Below are 17,422 nucleotides of genomic sequence, written 5' to 3' on the forward strand. Positions count from 1 at the left end.
TCATTTGTTAATTTTGAATTTGTGACCCACTCATTTGGATTTCTTATTAATTTCCTGTTAACTAAATTTTTTCAATTAGTTAACAGGATGAAAAATGAGAATGAGTGTCAAACAGTTACGCGCGTTTTTAGCGGTAGCTCACACTCTCAATTTCGCGCACGCCAGCGAACGCTTAAATCTTTCCCAGCCAGCGCTGAGCCTGACGATTAAAAGCCTGGAAGATGCGCTCGGTGGGCCGCTGTTGCAGCGGAGCACGCGCAAGGTTGCCCTCACGCAGGAGGGAGAAACATTTCTGCCGATGGCGCGGCAGCTGCTGGCCGACTGGGATAACGTGGAAGAGGCAATGCACCAGTGCTTTACGCTCCAGCGCGGCAAAATCTCGGTCGCGGCGATGCCGTCGTTTGCCGCCAACGTTTTACCGGAAGTGCTGAAAGCGTTTCGCGATCGCCATGCCGGGGTTAACGTCACCGTGCATGATGTCATCAACGAGCAGGTGATTGAGATGGTGCGGGAAGGGCGGGTTGAGATGGGAATAGCTTTTGAGCCGGCACCCACGCATAACCTGCTGTTTACGCCGCTGGGGCTGGACAGGTTTGTCGCCATTGTGCCGAAAGATTCCGCGCTTGCGGGAAAAAAACGCCTGGCATGGGAGGAGTTGCTGACGCTGGATTTCATCACCCTGCAGCGCCCTTCGGCGGTACGTCTGATGATGGAGGAGGAGCTGGCGCGGAGCGGCAGAAAGCTGGACGTGGCGCTGGAGAGTCATCAACTGGTGACGGTAGGGCGCATGGTCGCCAGCGGGCTGGGTGGCAGCGCCGTGCCGGCGCTCTGCGAGGCGCAGATGGCTTCCCTGGGGGCGGTCTGTATTCCGCTGGATAACCCGCCCATTGAAAAGTGCATCGGGGTGATCCATCCCGGGCACACGCAGCTCTCTAAAGCGGCGCATGCCCTGCTGGAAACGCTGAAGGATTTTTACCACCCCGCTCAGGGAGCGAGGAACACCTGCGGCACGGCATGAGCCGGATGGCTGCCGACCAGCACCTGCGCGCCATACCAGCGCGCCAGCGTCCCGGCCTGCAAAACGTCCTCCGGTGCCCCCCGGGAGACCAGCCTGCCGTTATGCAGCAGCAGGATACGATCCGCCCACAGTGCCGCCAGATTAAGATCGTGCAGAACCACGCAGACGTGGAGATGCCCCCGACGGGTCAGGGTTTTCATCAGGCGCAGCAGATGTTGCTGGTGGAAGAGATCCAGTGCGGAGGTCGGTTCATCAAGAAACAGCCAGCCGCGCGGGGCGCCGTCGCACCAGAGTTGGGCCAGCGCCCGAGCGAGCTGGATCCGTTGCTGCTCGCCTCCGGAGAGTGCCGAATAGCGTCTGCCCGCCAGGGGTAAACAGCCTGTGATCGCCATGACCTCCTCAACCACTGACGTCTCAGGGGAGCGCGTCCAGGGCGCGCGCCCCATACCGACCACGGCTTCCACCGGCCAGTCGAATCCGGGCTGCGTATTTTGACGCATCACTGCCCGGTAGCGGGCGAGGGTCTCCGTTGGCCAGTCCGCAAGCGGCGTGCCTGCCAGACTGCACCGCCCGCTTGCGGGTGTGAGATAGCCGGTCAGCAGCCGTAATAATGTCGATTTCCCGGCACCGTTAGGGCCAATCAACGCGACCAGCTCACCCTGAGATAAGGTCAGTGATACATCGTCGATCAGCGTCCGTTGCCCGGCGTGAAAGACCAGGTTTTCCGCACAATAGCGTTCAGCCATGCGCACCTCCACGACGAAAGATAAGCCACAGGAACCACGGCGCACCGAGAAGGCTGGTCAACAACCCGACGGGCATTTCCGCCGGGGGGACCAGAGTGCGCGCCAGCGTATCGGCAGCCAGCAGCAGTAACGCTCCGGCCAGCACCGAGCCGGGGATCGCGGCCCGGTGGTCGGCCCCCAGCCACATACGCATCAGGTGTGGGACTACAAGGCCAACAAAGCCAATCACGCCGCTGATGGCCACCGCCGCAGCGACCAGCAGGGCGCTGCACAGCAGCAGGATCCGCTGTACCCGGGCAACATCCACCCCGAGATAGTGCGCCTCTTCATCACCCAGCTGCAGCAAATTGAGTGGACCAGCCAGCCGCCAGATAATCAGAACCGCAGGCACCATCAGCGAGGTCACCGCAAGCAGGGTGGACCACTGCGCCTGCCCGAGGCTGCCCATTCCCCAGAGCGAAAGCTGGCGAAGCTGCGCATCGTTGCTAAGCCAGGAAAGGAGACCGACGGCCGCGCCGCACAGAGCGTTGATGGCGATCCCCACCAGCAGTAAACGGGACAGGGAACCGTGACGCTGCTGGCTGAGCAGGAAGATCACAACGGTTGCAGCCAGCGCGCCGAGGAATGCCGCAACCATCGGGGCGTAAAGCATCATCAGGGCCGGCAACGTGACAGGAATAACCACCCACATCGCGACCGCCAGCGCCGCGCCGCTGCTGATCCCAAGCAAACCCGGGTCTGCCAGCGGGTTGCGGAACAGTCCCTGCATCACGCACCCGGCCAGCGCCAGCGCGCCGCCAATCACCAGCGCCAGCAGTACGCGGGGCAGGCGAATGGTCAGCCAGATCTGACGCATCGCCTCATCGCTGCCGTTCCACAGCAGGCTGACCGGCAGAGGCAATGCCCCAAAGCCTGTTGCCGTAAGGGTCATGATGCTCAGAATTGCGGCCAGCATCCACAGCGACAGTGCGATCCGCCGGGACATCAGGGCAGTTGCTCCGCTTTAGCACGCAACTGCCGGATGGCTTCCGGCGTGCGCACGCTGAAACCCAGCAGCGCCATGTCATCAATCGCCAGCAGCTGTTTGTGCCGTCCCGCCGGGGTTTGCGCCAGTCCGGGCAGCTTCCACAGATTCGCCTCGCCACCCAGCGCGTTCACGCCGTCCTGCGAAATCACCACCATGTCGGGCTGGCTGGCAATAATCCCTTCCTGCGACAGCGGCTGATACCGCGTGAAACCCTGCATCGCGTTCTGTAACCCGGCGGCACGGATGGCGGCATCGGCGCCGGTTTGCTGTCCGGCGGCCATGGCGGTCATTCCCCCGTGGTTGAGGATAAACAGCACCCGCTTGTTGAGCGGTTCTGCGGGCAGAGCCGCCACCGCCTGACGTAGCGAGCGGCGCAGGCTCTCTCCCTGCGCTTCACGGTGCGTGGCCTCGGCAATAATGCGGATCTTTTCGTCAATGACGCTCAGATCGTTGCGGCCAGGAACGGTAATCACCCTGACGTGACTGCGTTCAACCTGCTTTAACGCCAGAGATGGCTGCGCCTGGTCGCTGGCCAGCACCAGCGTGGGACGCATGGACAAAATCCCTTCGGCGTTAAGCTGGCGCAAATAGCCCACATCGGGGAGCGCGTTCGCTGCCTGCGGCCACTGGCTGGTACTGTCGCGTGCGACCAGCGAAGAGTCCGCGCCAAGCGCATAGACAATCTCCGTGACGTCGCCGCCAAGGGTGACAATTTTCTCCTGCGCGGCGGCAAACGCCACCAGTGGCAGGGCGCTCAGCAGGGCAAACCACGTTTTCATGCGGCCAGCCCTTTTGGCGTCAGGGCATCAATCTGGCTACGCCACTGGCTCTGCTCCGGCTCGCCTTCCGTACGCTGACCATACAGCTGGGCAATTTGCGTGCCGTCTGCGGCAAACAGTTCCAGGCTGGTGACGTGACCGTCTGCAGTCGGTTTGCGCGTGACCCAGCTCTCCGCAATCGTCTCCTCCAGCAGATGCAGGGTAAAGGTGGGGTTAAAGATGTTCAGCCAGCCTTTCATCGGCACGACTTTTTCCACCGCGCCGGTGAAGATCTGCACGCAGCCGCGGTTACCCACGAAGATCATGATTTCGTTGCCGTGCTGGCGCGCGGTTTCCAGCAGCAGTGCCAGCGCGTTGTTTTCAACCTGGCAGGCGAGGTCGTCGCCCACCAGGCGAAATGCCTGCTGGCGGCTGAGGTTGTGGCGTTTCAGCAGGCCGAAGAACTGGTGCACGTCAGTCATCGCACGCCACGCTTTGTCCACGAGGGCGGCATCTGCATTTTCGGCATGCAGCGGGGCCTCGGCAGCCTTCAGCTCAAGCGGTGGGTTATCGGCAAAGATAAAGCGGGTCAACACGTCAGCCCAGGCGGCGAGGTCGGTGTTGTCCGTGGCGTAAACTTTCAGTACGGCATCACCCTGATGATCGAAAAACTGAATGCTCTGCCGCTCGCCGCGTGCGGTGGTTTCGCTGAGATGAAACGCGCTTGCCCACTGGTTGAGGAACAGGCGCAGATCCAGTCCGCGCGGGTTCAACACCAGCCCGGCGTGGCCGTTCAGGTGCTGATGGGTGAAGCTGCCTGACTGTTCGTGAACGGCGTAGTCGTTGCGGCAGATGCATTTTGTTTCCCCTACGGCTTCAAGCGCGCCTAAGATCTCGCGAATTTCACCGCGCAGTCGCCAGGCATCATGACCCACGCGCGCAAAGGTCAGTTCTGCTTCACTGAGGTTCATTAACCCTGCAATATCGCGCGCATACTTACCCGGGTTTTCTTCTTTTAGCGCCAGCCAGCGCGTGTAGTGATCCATTGTCTTTTCCTTCTGAATAGTTGCCCCGCGGGGAATTACCACTGATAACTCACAAAAATCTTGCCGTTACGACCGTCCTGCGGAATACCCTGAGGAGACCAGTATTCCTTGTCGAAGGCGTTACCCAGCACCAGCGTGGTGGTGATGCCCTTGAGCTGCTCCTGGCCCTTATAGCTGACGTAGATGTCGTTGACCGCATAGCCCGGCTGTTTGCTGTAACTGCTGCTGACATGGGTTGAACGATCGACAAAGGTGCCGATCCAGCCCACGGAGAAGCCGCTTTGCGCCACCGGAATATCCAGCCTGCTGGTGACGGTGTCCGGGTTGATGCTGGAGATGTACTCGCCGGTATCGGTATCTTTTCCGCGCGTGCGGTTATAGGCCAGATCGAGGTTAAACAGGTCAGCCGAGTATTTTGCCATCACGTCCCAGCCCCAGATTTTGGCGTTCGGAACGTTGTACGACATGGTGGTCGCCGCGGCAAAATTGACGGTGGTGGAGATGTAATCTTTGGCTTTGGTATCGAAATAGCTGGCCTTGAACTCCAGCCCATCGTTGGCGAGCATCAGGTCGTCAAAGCGCAGGCCAAAACCAAACTCCTGCGTTTCGTTGGTTTCCGGGCGCAGGTTCGGGTTAGGCACCCAGTAGTTAGTGTAGAAACTGCCGATGGAGAAGTGTTTGGCGTCGTTATACATCTCGCCCATGGTCGGGGCGCGGAAGGCCTGAGCGTAAGAGCCAAACAGCATCAGCCAGTCGGTAGGGCTGACGGTTAACCCGGCGCGGGAGGACCACTTGTCGGCATCCACGTCGTCGTAGCCCTCGCTGCTACCCCGATAGTTGTCATAGCGCGTGCCGCCCAGCAGGGTAACGGGCAGATCGCGCAGGGTGATTTCATCCTGCAGCCAGCCGGAGCTAAAGTCGATTTTCGCCTCCGGGAAGCCGGTGGTGGTGCCGCCCGGACGTTGTTCCTGACGATAATATTCCCCGCCGTAGGTCAAAAGGTGAGAGGCAAAGGTGTCGCCGAACAGGCGGGTACGGTTTTCTACTTTGCCGCCTTTGGTGGTCTGCTTGCGGAACTCACCGGTGCTGTCGATGTTCTGGGCATTTATGCGCGCCTCTGACCAGTAAACTTTTGCATCGGCGTTCAGCCAGTCGTTCCCTTCCGGCGCCAGACGGTAACCCAGCTGTGCATCACGTTGGATGGTGGAGCGGTCGGTGATGGGGTTGCTGCTGGTGGCATCGGGAGTTTGCGGGTTTTTCGGCTCCTGCGCGGCGTTGTTGTAGTAGCGCAGGGAGCCGCTTAACGTCTGAGCCGGGTCGATTTTCCAGCTGCCTTTCGCCAGCATGTTATTAATGGATTCGTCGTTTGGGGCACGCTTGCCGTCGCTCTGGCGGATATCGCCGCGGTCACGGCTGGACCATGACACCAGACCGTCAAGCGTATCGGTGCGGCCATAGGTGCTGGCCCCCATCCCGAGGCTATGATCGCCTGTCGCACCGGTACCAAACACGCGGTAACCGCTGTTTTTGCCCGGTTCCAGGAGATCTCTGGCGTCAACGGTGTCATAGGAAATCACGCCACCCAGCGCACCGCTGCCGTAGAGCAGCGCCGACGGACCGCGCACAACTTCGATACGTTTGATCAGCGCCGGGTCGAGGAACGTGCTGTTGAGGTGTCCGGTGTCGGTACCCTGACGCACGCCGTCAACCAGCACCAGCACGCCGCGTCGGTCATAACCGCGCAGATTAACGTCCTGACCGTTGGTGCGGCCGGTGCCGTCCAGCATCAGGCCTGGCACGTTACGCAGCAGGTCGGCGGCAGAGCTGGCGGTCTGTTTTTCCGGGGCAGCGGCGTCAATCACGCTCACCATCATTGGGGCTTCGAAGGCGCTACGGGCGTTGCCGGTCGCGGTGACGGTTATTTCATCTGCGGCAGCAAACGCGACGCCCGGCAGGGTACTGACAATCGCCAGCGCCAGAAGTGACGGGCGTAAACATGCGGTATGCAGGTGTGGCATAGTAACTCTCCATAAAGAATCGAAAGCGCTGGCTGCCTGGGGATATCACCTGGGTGGCTGGCGAATGTTTTGGTTTATTTTGTGAGGATCAATTTTCCGGCATTCGTCTGGCGCAGCAGGTAGTGCTGGCCGTCATGCTCGATAATCACCCGGCCCTCATCACCCAGCAGGCTTTTGCTGTCGATGCGACGATCGGTGGAGGCAGGGGCGGGCGCTGTGTGTTTGTTTGCTGGCGTTGCCGCGCGGTTATCCGTAGGTGACATAATGTTTATAAATAACAATCAATGTAACAATGATAATCATTATCAATAAACTGCAATTTCACGGCAAGCGTTTTTGTGAAAATAATGTGACGGGATCAAATTTTGGGGGAAGGTGCGGTCTGATGCCCTCACCCCGACCCTCTCCCACAGGGAGAGGGAGAAGGGCACGAACCGTAGGCCGGGTAAGCGCAGCGCCACCCGGCGGGGGTCAGAAGCGCGTATCTATCGCAGACGCCAGCTTTTCCAGCAGCAGTTCGCTGTCTTCCCAGCTCAGGCACGGATCGGTGATTGACTGGCCGTACACCATCTGCTGTCCGGCAACGATTTTCTGCGTGCCTTCCTTGATAAAGCTTTCGGCCATAATACCCGCGATGGCGGTTGAACCGCTGCGGATCTGCTGGCAAATTTCATCGCAAACGTCCAGCTGGCGGCGGTGCTGCTTCTGGCAGTTACCGTGGCTAAAGTCCACCACCAGATGTTCCGGCAGATCGAATTCGGCCAGTGTTTCGCACGCGGCGGCGATATCGTCGGCATGGTAATTGGGTTTCTTCCCGCCACGCATAATGATGTGCCCGTAAGGGTTACCGCTGGTCTGGTAGATAGTCATATGACCACTTTTATCCGGCGACAGGAACATGTGGCTGGCACGCGAGGCGCGGATCGCGTCAACAGCGATACGGGTGTTGCCATCGGTCCCGTTTTTAAAGCCGACCGGACAGGAGAGGGCGGAGGCCATCTCGCGGTGGATCTGGCTTTCAGTGGTGCGTGCGCCAATCGCGCCCCAGCTGATCAAATCGGCAATAAACTGCCCGGTCACCATATCGAGAAATTCAGTCGCCGTTGGGACGCCCAGCTCGTTGACCTGGAGCAGCAGCTTGCGCGCCAGTTCAATACCGTGATTCACACGATAGCTGCCGTTGAGATCGGGATCGGAAATCAACCCTTTCCAGCCCACCACGGTACGCGGTTTTTCAAAGTAGGTGCGCATCACAATTTCAAGGCGATGCTGATACTTATCCCGCAGTCCCTGAAGGCGTTTGGCATAATCCAGTGCTGCATCCAGATCGTGGATAGAGCAAGGGCCAATCACGACCAGAAGACGCTTGTCTTCACCGTTCAGGATTTTTTCAATACGTCGGCGGGAGGCCGTAACATGTTCCGCAACCGTGGCGGAAACGGGATGCCGCTGAGCCAGTTCAGCCGGTGTGACCAGGCTGTCAATGCGCGCCGTGCGGAGTTCGTCGGTTTTATTCATGATTTGTCTCAGAAAATTTTTGCTTCATCGGCAGACTACCGGGAAGTGATGGGCATCACATTAAACCAATCCCTGCTGATTTCAAGTTCGGGGCGATACCGCCCCGTTGTTGCAGAGGATGATACCCGAATCTGAGTTAATGTACTAGCATATTAGTACATGCGACGATTAAGTCCCATGATGTCGAGAATTTTGGTGGCGATCTCTTCCACCGAATAGTTAGTGCTGTTCAGCCACGGGATCTGGTTTTTGCGGTACAGCGCTTCCACTTCGGAGACCTCCATGCGGCACTGGCGCATGGAGGCGTAGCGGCTGTTCTCGCGGCGCTCTTCGCGGATCGCGGCCAGACGCTCCGGGTTAATCGTTAGTCCGAACAGCTTGTGCTGCAGCGGCTTGAGCGCAGCGGGCAGCACCAGGTTATCCATGTCGTCGGCAATAAAGGGGTAGTTGGCGGCGCGAATGCCGAACTGCATCGCCAGATAGAGGCTGGTCGGCGTTTTACCGCAACGCGACACGCCAAGTAAAATCACCTGTGCCTGGTCGAGATTGCGCAGAGAAATACCATCGTCATGCGCCAGGGTGTAGTCGATGGCGGCAATACGCGCATCGTATTTGGTCAGGTTGCCAGGGTTCAGCCCATGGGTACGGTGGGCGATAGGCGTCGGGTCAAGCTTCAGCTCGCTCTGGAGCGGGGCCACCAGCGCCTGGACGATATCCTGGCAGAAGCCCTCGCTTTGCAAAATGATGTGGCGAATTTCGGGGATAACGATGGAGTAGAACACCAGCGGACGGACGCCGGTCTGCTGATAGATGGCGTCGATCTGGTCCTTCACCGCTTTGGCGCGGCTCTCATTTTCCACGAACGGCAGCGTGATGCTGTTAATCGATACGGGGAACTGCGACATGACCGCGTGGCCCAGCACCTCGGCGGTGATCGCCGTACCATCAGAAATATAAAAAACGTGACGATCGACAGCATTATCCATTTTACCCACCCTGAATATCATACGTAATTGTCTGAAAGCATAAATTAAAAAAGTAATTTACACAGCAAAGAACTTATCCTAATTATGAATGAAACACTGTTTTTGATTTTCCTGAAAAGTGGATTTCATTTTTCAAATAGCGGCTTTATTTTTGTGGTTAACGGCTGAATATAGAGGAATCATCGGGTTAATCGCTGGTGGGAAACTATCCGAAAAGTTGAAAATTTAAATTGCTTACACGATTCACCGTTTTTTTAGCGCAAATAAATATGCCAGTATAAATACGTAGTCAGGTGTTACTTACTCCGATCAAATATCACAAAAGGATTGTTTCGATGTCCAACAATGGCTCGTCACCGCTGGTGCTTTGGTATAACCAACTCGGCATGAATGATGTAGACAGAGTTGGGGGCAAAAATGCCTCCCTGGGTGAAATGATTACAAATCTGTCCGGTATGGGTGTTTCCGTACCAAACGGGTTTGCCACAACCGCCGATGCGTTTAACCTGTTTTTAGACCAGAGCGGTGTAAACCAGCGCATTTACGACCTGCTGGATAAAACGGATATTGATGATGTGACCGAGCTTGCCAAAGCCGGGGCGCAGATCCGCCAGTGGATCATCGACACACCTTTCCAGCCGGAACTGGAAAAAGCCATTCACGATGCTTATAACCAGCTCTCCGCTGACGATGCGCAGGCCTCCTTTGCCGTGCGTTCTTCCGCAACCGCAGAAGATATGCCGGACGCGTCGTTCGCCGGGCAGCAGGAAACCTTCCTGAACGTTCAGGGCTATGATGCGGTGCTGGTGGCCGTGAAGCACGTATTTGCTTCCCTGTTCAACGACCGCGCCATCTCCTATCGCGTGCACCAGGGCTACGACCATCGCGGCGTCGCGCTCTCCGCTGGCGTCCAGCGCATGGTGCGTTCAGACGTAGGCTCATCCGGCGTGATGTTCTCCATCGATACCGAATCGGGTTTCGACCAGGTGGTGTTCATCACCTCTGCATGGGGTCTGGGTGAGATGGTGGTGCAGGGCGCGGTGAACCCTGACGAATTTTATGTACACAAGCCTACGCTGGCCGCGGGTCGCCCGGCGGTGGTGCGCCGCACCATGGGCTCGAAAAAAATCCGCATGATCTATGCCCCAACTCAGGAGCATGGCAAGCAGGTTAAGATTGAAGATGTGCCGCAGGAGCAGCGCGACCGCTTCTCCCTGACCGACGCCGAAGTGCAGGAGCTGGCGAAGCAGGCGGTGCAGATTGAAAAACACTACGGCCGTCCGATGGATATCGAATGGGCGAAAGACGGGAACACCGGCAAGCTGTTTATCGTCCAGGCGCGTCCGGAGACCGTCCGTTCTCGCGGTCAGGTGATGGAGCGTTATACGCTGCACGCCCAGGGCAAAATTGTGGCGGAAGGTCGCGCGATTGGTCACCGCATCGGTGCCGGTCCGGTGAAAGTGATCCACGACATCAGCGAGATGAACCGTATTGAGCCAGGCGACGTACTGGTGACCGACATGACCGACCCGGACTGGGAACCGATCATGAAAAAAGCGGCGGCCATCGTCACCAACCGCGGCGGTCGTACCTGCCATGCGGCGATCATTGCCCGCGAACTGGGTATTCCTGCGGTTGTCGGCTGCGGTGACGCAACCGAACGCATGAAGGACGGACAGAACGTAACCGTCTCCTGTGCCGAAGGCGATACGGGCTACGTGTATGCCGATATCCTCGACTTCAGCGTGAAGAGCTCCAGCGTGGATACCATGCCGGATCTGCCGCTGAAAATTATGATGAACGTCGGTAACCCGGACCGTGCGTTTGACTTCGCCTGCCTGCCGAACGAAGGCGTTGGCCTGGCGCGTCTGGAATTTATCATCAACCGTATGATTGGCGTGCACCCGCGTGCGCTGCTGGAGTTTGACGACCAGGACGCGAAACTGCAGAACGAAATCCGCGAGATGATGAAAGGCTACGACTCGCCGAAAGAGTTCTACGTTGGCCGTCTGACCGAAGGGATCGCCACGCTGGGCGCGGCGTTCTACCCGAAACGCGTGATCGTGCGTCTGTCTGACTTTAAGTCAAACGAATACGCCAACCTGGTCGGCGGTGAGCGCTACGAGCCGGAAGAAGAGAACCCAATGCTGGGCTTCCGCGGCGCCGGACGCTACGTGTCCGACAGCTTCCGCGACTGCTTCGCGCTGGAGTGTGAAGCGGTGAAACGCGTGCGCAACGACATGGGGTTGACCAACGTCGAAATCATGATCCCGTTCGTGCGTACGGTGGATCAGGCGAAAGCGGTAGTGGACGAGCTGGCGCGTCAGGGGCTCAAGCGCGGTGAAAACGGACTGAAGATCATCATGATGTGTGAGATCCCGTCCAACGCCCTGCTGGCCGAGCAGTTCCTCGAACACTTTGACGGCTTCTCTATCGGCTCGAACGACATGACGCAGCTGACGCTGGGTCTGGACCGTGACTCCGGCGTGGTCTCTGAGCTGTTCGATGAGCGTAACGAGGCGGTGAAAGCGCTGCTCTCCATGTCCATCCGTGCGGCGAAGAAACAGGGTAAATATGTCGGGATTTGTGGTCAGGGTCCTTCTGACCATGAAGACTTTGCCGCCTGGCTGATGGAGGAGGGGATTGATAGCCTGTCCCTGAACCCGGACACCGTGGTGCAAACCTGGCTGAGCCTGGCGGAACTGAACAAGTAACGCCAGCATGACCCGAAAAGGCGAGGATATTATTCCTCGCCTTTTTTATTTCATTTCATATTTGCTCCCCATCACAAATAAAGTAAAAAACCAAATATCATAATTTGTCTGTTAATTTAGACAATTGTTAGCGCGCAAAGCGTTGCTAATACTTGAGCCTTACTGCGCATTTCTCTTCAGAAGATGCGCAACTGGTTGAAATACGTTTTAACCTGATAAAAAGGCAAATAACAATGACACTTTCCTCTGTATTGCGTACCAAAGATAAAATAGGTTATGGCTTAGGTGATATGGCCAGCGCGCTGGTCTGGCAAACGGCCACGTTATTTCTTGCTTACTTCTATACGGATGTTTTTGGTTTACCCGCGGCCATTATGGGGACCATGTTTTTAGTGGTGCGCGTGGTTGATGCGTTTGTCGACCCGTGCATTGGCGCACTGGTTGACCGCACCCAGACGCGTCATGGTCGTTTCCGTCCCTGGCTGCTGTGGTTTGCCATTCCTTTTGGCGTAAGCTGCCTGATCACTTTCTATGTACCGGACGTCGGGCCGACGGCTAAAATCGTTTATGCCTGCCTGACCTACGCTATCCTGAGCCTGATTTACTCCGCGATTAACGTGCCTTACTGCGCCATGCCGGGCGCACTCACGCTGGACCCGCGCGAGCGTCACTCCCTGCAGTCATGGCGCTTTGGTCTGTCATTTATTGGCGGGTTGATTGTGACGGTTATCGCCTTGCCGTTGGTCTCACTGCTGGGCCAGGGCAACGTGCAGAAAGGCTATTTCTATGCCATGAGCCTGATGGGGCTGCTGGGCATTGTGCTGTTCTTCTGCTGCTTCCTGATGACCCGCGAGCGGTATTCTCCGCGCAATGATACCTCCGGCTCCATGCTCACCGATTTAAAACTGCTGGGGCGCAACAGCCAGTGGCGTATTGTGTTCCTGTTTAATATTTTGCTGCTGACCGCGGTGGTAACGCGCGGCTCCGCCACGATGTATTACGTGAACTATGTGCTGTTGCGCCCGGATCTGGTATTTGCCTTTATTGTTTCCGGAATGGTGGCCTCCTTAAGCGGCGCATTATTATCTGAACGGCTGCTGGGGAAATTTGACCGCGTTCGTGCTTACCAGTGGACGATTATTTCCTTCGTCATTTTCGGCGCGCTGATTTTCTTCCTGCCGCCTTCGCAGGTCTGGCTGATCTTCGGCCTTAACATTGTCTTTAGCTTTATTCAAAACCTCACCACACCGCTCCAGTGGACCATGTTCTCCGATGTGGTCGATTACGAAGAGCATCGCAGCGGCCGTCGCCTGGACGGGCTGGTCTTCTCCACCGCGCTGTTTGCCATCAAATTTGGCCTGGCGCTGGGCGGGGCGGTGGTGGGCTGGGTACTGGGCATGGTGGATTATGCGCCGGGCCAGGCAGCCCAGACGCCGCACGTGCTGTCGACCATTAACGCGCTTTTCACCCTTATCCCATGCGCGCTGTTCCTCTGCATGGTGGCGCTACTTTCCATCTACAAGCTTAACAGCCGGCTGGTGGATTCCATCGCCCGTGAGCTGGCCAGCAAGCGTGAGGTCAGACCCGAAGCGGGACAGCTCAGCCCGGCAACCCCTTCCGCACTACAGGAGTAAAACATGACAGCTATCTATAAGGACGCGGGACATCCCGTGCACGAGCGCGTCGCCGATTTACTGGCGCGTATGACCCCGGAAGAGAAGTTCGCCCAGATGCATGCCTACTGGCTGATCCTCGACGAAAACGGTAACCACCGCGAGCGAAGCGATCTGAGCGACGAATTCGCCGGTGTGAGCGAGCAGGCGTCGCTCGGGGAACGGCTAAAACTGGGCGTCGGGCAGATCACCCGACCGCTGGGCACCCATATTGTTGACGCAAAAACCGGCGTGCGTGCGGCGAACCGCCTGCAACGTATGATGATGGAAGAGACCCGTCTCGGCATTCCTGCGCTGTTCCACGAGGAGTGTCTGGTAGGACTGCTGTGCAAAGACGCAACGCTGTTCCCGTCCTCGCTGAATTACGGTTCCACCTTGAATCCTGAACTTGTGCAGCGTGCAGCAGAGCAGATTGGCAAAGAGGCGCGCTCTGTGGGCTGCCAGCAGGGGCTGGCCCCGGTACTGGACGTTTCCCGCGACGTGCGCTGGGGCCGCACCGAAGAGACCTTCGGGGAAGATCCGTGGCTGGTGGGGGTGATGGCGACGGCATACGTCAAAGGGTTGCAGAGCGACAAGCGCGATCTGCTGGCGACGCTTAAGCATTACGTGGGTCACTCGTTCAGCGAAGGGGCGCGCAACCATGCTCCGGTCCACCTGGGCTTTAGCGAGCTGAACGACACCTTCCTGCTGCCGTTTGAAATGGCGGTCAAGCTGGCCAATGCCGGTTCGGTGATGCCCGCCTATCATGACATTGATAATCAGCCGGGACACAGTGACAGCTTCCTGTTGACCACCGTGTTGCGTGAGCAGTGGGGTTTCGACGGCATCATTGTCGCGGATTATGGCGGCGTCAGCCTGCTGCATCAGCACCATGGCATTTCCCACGATGCGGCGGAATCGGCCGCACTGGCATTTAACGCCGGGCTTGATGTTGAACTGCCGAAAGATGACTGCGCACGACACCTCGCAGAGGCCGTTGAGCGTGGGCTGATTTCCATGGACAAAGTCGATGAAATCGTGGGGCGTGTGCTGACCGAAAAATTCCGGCTGGGGCTGTTTGAACACCCGTATGCCGACGAAAACGGGATCGATCTGCAAAACGAGGCAACCCGCCTGGCCGCGCGGGACGTGGCGACGCAATCTGTCACGCTTCTGGAAAACAACGGCATTTTGCCCCTCGGTGGAAAACCGCGCGTGGCGCTGGTGGGCCCGACCGCAGACGATCCGCTGGCCCTGCTCAGCGGCTACAGTTTCCCGGTTCACCTGATTATCAGCGATATGGTGGAGGAGACTTCGCAGGTGACGACTCCGCGCGCGGCGCTGGAACATTACCTGGGCGCAGCGAACGTGCGCTACGCCAAAGGGTGTCACATTATCGAAAAACGCATGGCGGGTGCACCTGTCTTCCCTGGCGACAGCGGCGGTAAACCGATGCAGCAGTCACCGGTTTCGCAGAGTACCGCCTTGATCCCCGAGGCGGTAAACGCTGCGCAGCAGAGTGATGTGGTGGTGGCCTGCGTCGGCGACCTCGCCGGTCTGTTCCAGAGCGGCACGGTAGGGGAAGGCTCCGATACCGACTCGCTAAACCTGCCCGGCGTGCAGCAACAGCTACTGGACGCGCTGGTGGCAACCGGAAAACCGGTCATCGTTGTCATGACCGGCGGGCGTCCCTACAACCTGCAGGGGCTGGAGGATAAGGTCGCGGCGTTGATGATGGCATGGGCGCCAGGGCAGGAAGGTGGCTGGGCGATTGCGGACGTGCTAACCGGTCGCGCCGAGCCGCAGGGGCGCCTGGTGGTGAGCGTGCCGAAAAGCGCCGGCGCGATGCCGTACTACTATAATCACAAGCTGAAAAGCGGCGGGACGCCGTTCGCGTTCCACTTCGGTGCACGTTATCCGTTTGGTTTCGGTCTCGGCTGGACGCAATTTAGCTGGGGAGCCGCGAAGGTAGCGGCAGCGAGCGTGCCAGTCGACGGCGAGGTGGTCATCAGTCTGGATGTCACCAATAACGGCGAACGCAGCGGCAGCGAAGTGGTGCAGGTTTACGTCAGGGATAAGGTCGCCACGCAGGTACGACCGCTCCAGGAGCTGAAGGCCTTCCACCGCGTCACGCTCTCGCCGGGGGAGACCGCCACGCTGAACTTTACGCTGCCGGTGGAGATGTTTAACTTCACCCGTCGTGATGGCAAGCGCATTGTTGAGCCGGGTGAGTTTGAACTGCAGATTGGCCCATCGTCGGCGGACATCCGTGAGATCGTGTCGGTCAACGTCACCGGGGAGACGCGAGTTGTACCTGCTGAATGGCGGATGATCAGTACCTGTGAAGTGACACGCGCGTAGTCAGGATAAAAAAAAGCCCATCGTGGGAGATGGGCAAAGACTACACACAGCAATTCGTTGTTTCACTCAGGGGATTTCCATGCTTATAAATCAAGGTGTTGATCTATAACCGTGAGCTAATAGTAGGCATGTGCGCTTTTAGCGTCGATCAGATTCGTCTCAATAGTTAAAGAGAAGTAAAGATTTCTTGAGGTTTATAGCAGACTTACTGTTGAAAGGGCGGGTCTGACCAGTGTACAACGAATAAATACTTTAGCAGCGTTTAAGTATTATGGGGAAGAATGTAGGCCGGGTAAGCGTTAGCGCCACCCGGCAACAAAACTTAATGCGTGTTCTTCTCTTCCAGCTCTTCCAGTTCGCCCAGAATCACGTCCGGGTCAGTTTCCGGCGGTGGAATTTCATGCACCCAGGCGGAGAACAGACGCCAGGTCACTGCGAGCAGTACCGGGCCAATAAACAGGCCAATCATTCCGAAGGCAATCAACCCACCGATCACCCCGGAGAGGATCAGAATCAGCGGCAGGTCTGCGCCCATGCGGATGAGGATGGGGCGAATCACGTTATCCATGGTGCCGACCACGCAGCTCCACACCAGCAGAACCGTTCCCCACGTGGTGTCACCTGTCCAGTAAAGCCAGATAATGCTGGGAACCAGCACCAGTAAGGGGCCCAGTTGCGCAAGACAGGTCATCAGCATGACAACGGTAAAGACGGTCGCGTACGGTACGCCGGAAATCGCCAGGCCGATACCGCCCAGCACCGCCTGTACCAGGGCCGTTACCACCACGCCAAGCGCCACGGCGCGCACGGCCTGTGCCGCCAGCAGCACGGCGGCATCGCCGCGTTTGCCCGCCAGTCGGGTGGCAAAGTGACGCACGCCTAACGCCACCTGCTCGCCGCGCCAGTAGAGCAGGGCGCTGAACAGCAGCATCAGGGTACAGTGCATCATAAAGCGACCAATATGGGCCGCCTGACCCACAAACCAGGTGGTGGTGGTGCCAATATACGGACGCACTTTCGCCATCAGCGCGCTGCCGCCCATCTCCAGCAGGCTGTGCCAGCCGCTATAGAGTTTGGCACCCACAACAGGGATGCTGTTCAGCCAGGCGAGATCCGGCAGCGTCAAATCGCCACTGGTAACGGCACGAATCACCGGACCACTAGAGTCCACCAGGCTATTAACCAGCAAGGCAATCGGAATAATAAACAGCAGGAACAACAGTAGCGTCATCACCAGTACGGCGAGACCGCGACGGCCGAACAGCAGTTTCTGCAAACGCAGCAGCAAAGGCCAGGTAGCCACCACAACGGTTCCGGCCCAGGCGAAGCCGAGAATAAAGGGTTGAACGATCCACAAGCAGGCAATAATCATGAGGGCCAGGAACAGCACCGACAGCAAAATTTGCGCAACATCCCTGGGCTGGCGAACATTGACCATAAATAAAACTTTCCTTAAAAGAACGCCAGTATGGCTGGCGGGAACGGAAAACCGCGTCTCTCTAATCATTAATGATCTCAGCGGTTTTTGACAGGCGGATTTTGCCCGTAATTCTACGAAGCACATAAGAAAAAAATGTG

The 17,422-nt window shown here is 57.9% G+C and carries 13 protein-coding genes and 1 other RNA gene; 4 read left to right on the top strand and 10 right to left on the bottom strand.

All coding sequences use genetic code 11. The features are described from left to right. The first annotated feature begins 94 nt into the window (after positions 1–94). Positions 95–1,018: a LysR family transcriptional regulator gene (locus ACOTYN_RS01895; protein WP_045135067.1), complete on the top strand. Its 924-nt coding sequence runs from the start codon at positions 95–97 to the stop codon at positions 1,016–1,018. Here ACOTYN_RS01895 and ACOTYN_RS01900 read toward each other — a convergent pair. The 8 genes from ACOTYN_RS01900 to ppsR form a co-directional block, all read right to left on the bottom strand. Further along, positions 985–1,764: a heme ABC transporter ATP-binding protein gene (locus ACOTYN_RS01900; protein WP_071922313.1), complete on the bottom strand. Its 780-nt coding sequence runs from the start codon at positions 1,762–1,764 to the stop codon at positions 985–987. The two genes, ACOTYN_RS01895 and ACOTYN_RS01900, sit on opposite strands and share 34 nt — an antisense overlap. Next, positions 1,757–2,749, bottom strand: a complete 993-nt coding sequence (locus tag ACOTYN_RS01905) for a FecCD family ABC transporter permease (protein WP_071922312.1) — start codon at positions 2,747–2,749, stop codon at positions 1,757–1,759. Before ACOTYN_RS01905 ends, ACOTYN_RS01900 begins: the two co-directional genes overlap by 8 nt. Next, entirely contained in the window at positions 2,749–3,570 is an 822-nt protein-coding gene (locus ACOTYN_RS01910) for a heme/hemin ABC transporter substrate-binding protein (protein WP_014883505.1), read from the bottom strand. The genes ACOTYN_RS01905 and ACOTYN_RS01910 overlap by 1 nt, the downstream gene beginning before the upstream one ends. Further along, a complete protein-coding gene (locus tag ACOTYN_RS01915) occupies positions 3,567–4,595 on the bottom strand; it encodes a hemin-degrading factor (protein WP_071922311.1) in 1,029 nt (342 codons plus the stop codon). The genes ACOTYN_RS01910 and ACOTYN_RS01915 overlap by 4 nt, the downstream gene beginning before the upstream one ends. A gap of 35 nt (positions 4,596–4,630) precedes the next feature. Then, on the bottom strand, positions 4,631–6,613 hold the full coding sequence (locus ACOTYN_RS01920; protein ID WP_071922310.1) for a TonB-dependent hemoglobin/transferrin/lactoferrin family receptor: 1,983 nt from the start codon (positions 6,611–6,613) through the stop codon (positions 4,631–4,633). 74 nt (positions 6,614–6,687) lie between these two features. After that, the gene (gene hemP, locus ACOTYN_RS01925; RefSeq protein ID WP_014883508.1) at positions 6,688–6,876 is read right to left on the bottom strand and encodes a hemin uptake protein HemP; all 189 of its coding nucleotides are present in this window, start codon (positions 6,874–6,876) and stop codon (positions 6,688–6,690) included. Positions 6,877–7,084: 208 nt separating this feature from the next. Continuing rightward, positions 7,085–8,131: a 3-deoxy-7-phosphoheptulonate synthase AroH gene (gene aroH / locus ACOTYN_RS01930; RefSeq protein WP_032636862.1), complete on the bottom strand. Its 1,047-nt coding sequence runs from the start codon at positions 8,129–8,131 to the stop codon at positions 7,085–7,087. Between the two features lie 152 nt (positions 8,132–8,283). Then, on the bottom strand, positions 8,284–9,117 hold the full coding sequence (ppsR, locus tag ACOTYN_RS01935; protein ID WP_014883510.1) for a posphoenolpyruvate synthetase regulatory kinase/phosphorylase PpsR: 834 nt from the start codon (positions 9,115–9,117) through the stop codon (positions 8,284–8,286). 335 nt (positions 9,118–9,452) lie between these two features. Here ppsR and ppsA point away from each other — a divergent pair, with 335 nt between their 5' ends. From ppsA to ACOTYN_RS01950, 3 genes are all read left to right on the top strand, one after another. Further along, positions 9,453–11,831 (top strand): phosphoenolpyruvate synthase, encoded by a 2,379-nt coding sequence (gene ppsA, locus ACOTYN_RS01940; protein ID WP_014883511.1) that lies wholly within the window; start codon positions 9,453–9,455, stop codon positions 11,829–11,831. Positions 11,832–12,064: 233 nt separating this feature from the next. Then, the gene (locus tag ACOTYN_RS01945; RefSeq protein WP_014883512.1) at positions 12,065–13,465 is read left to right on the top strand and encodes an MFS transporter; all 1,401 of its coding nucleotides are present in this window, start codon (positions 12,065–12,067) and stop codon (positions 13,463–13,465) included. A 3-nt stretch (positions 13,466–13,468) separates the two neighbouring features. Then, positions 13,469–15,844, top strand: a complete 2,376-nt coding sequence (locus ACOTYN_RS01950; protein WP_332956257.1) for a glycoside hydrolase family 3 N-terminal domain-containing protein — start codon at positions 13,469–13,471, stop codon at positions 15,842–15,844. A gap of 5 nt (positions 15,845–15,849) precedes the next feature. Here the strand turns inward: ACOTYN_RS01950 and rprA are convergent. Together rprA and ydiK are read right to left on the bottom strand one after the other, a co-directional pair. Next, positions 15,850–15,957: antisense sRNA RprA (gene rprA, locus ACOTYN_RS01955), an RNA gene on the bottom strand. Between the two features lie 209 nt (positions 15,958–16,166). Further along, a complete protein-coding gene (gene ydiK, locus ACOTYN_RS01960; RefSeq protein WP_014883514.1) occupies positions 16,167–17,282 on the bottom strand; it encodes an AI-2E family transporter YdiK in 1,116 nt (371 codons plus the stop codon). Positions 17,283–17,422 lie beyond the last annotated feature (140 nt).

Source organism: Enterobacter cloacae complex sp. IR5458 (assembly GCF_049238025.1).
GTDB classification, from domain to species: domain Bacteria; phylum Pseudomonadota; class Gammaproteobacteria; order Enterobacterales; family Enterobacteriaceae; genus Enterobacter; species Enterobacter kobei.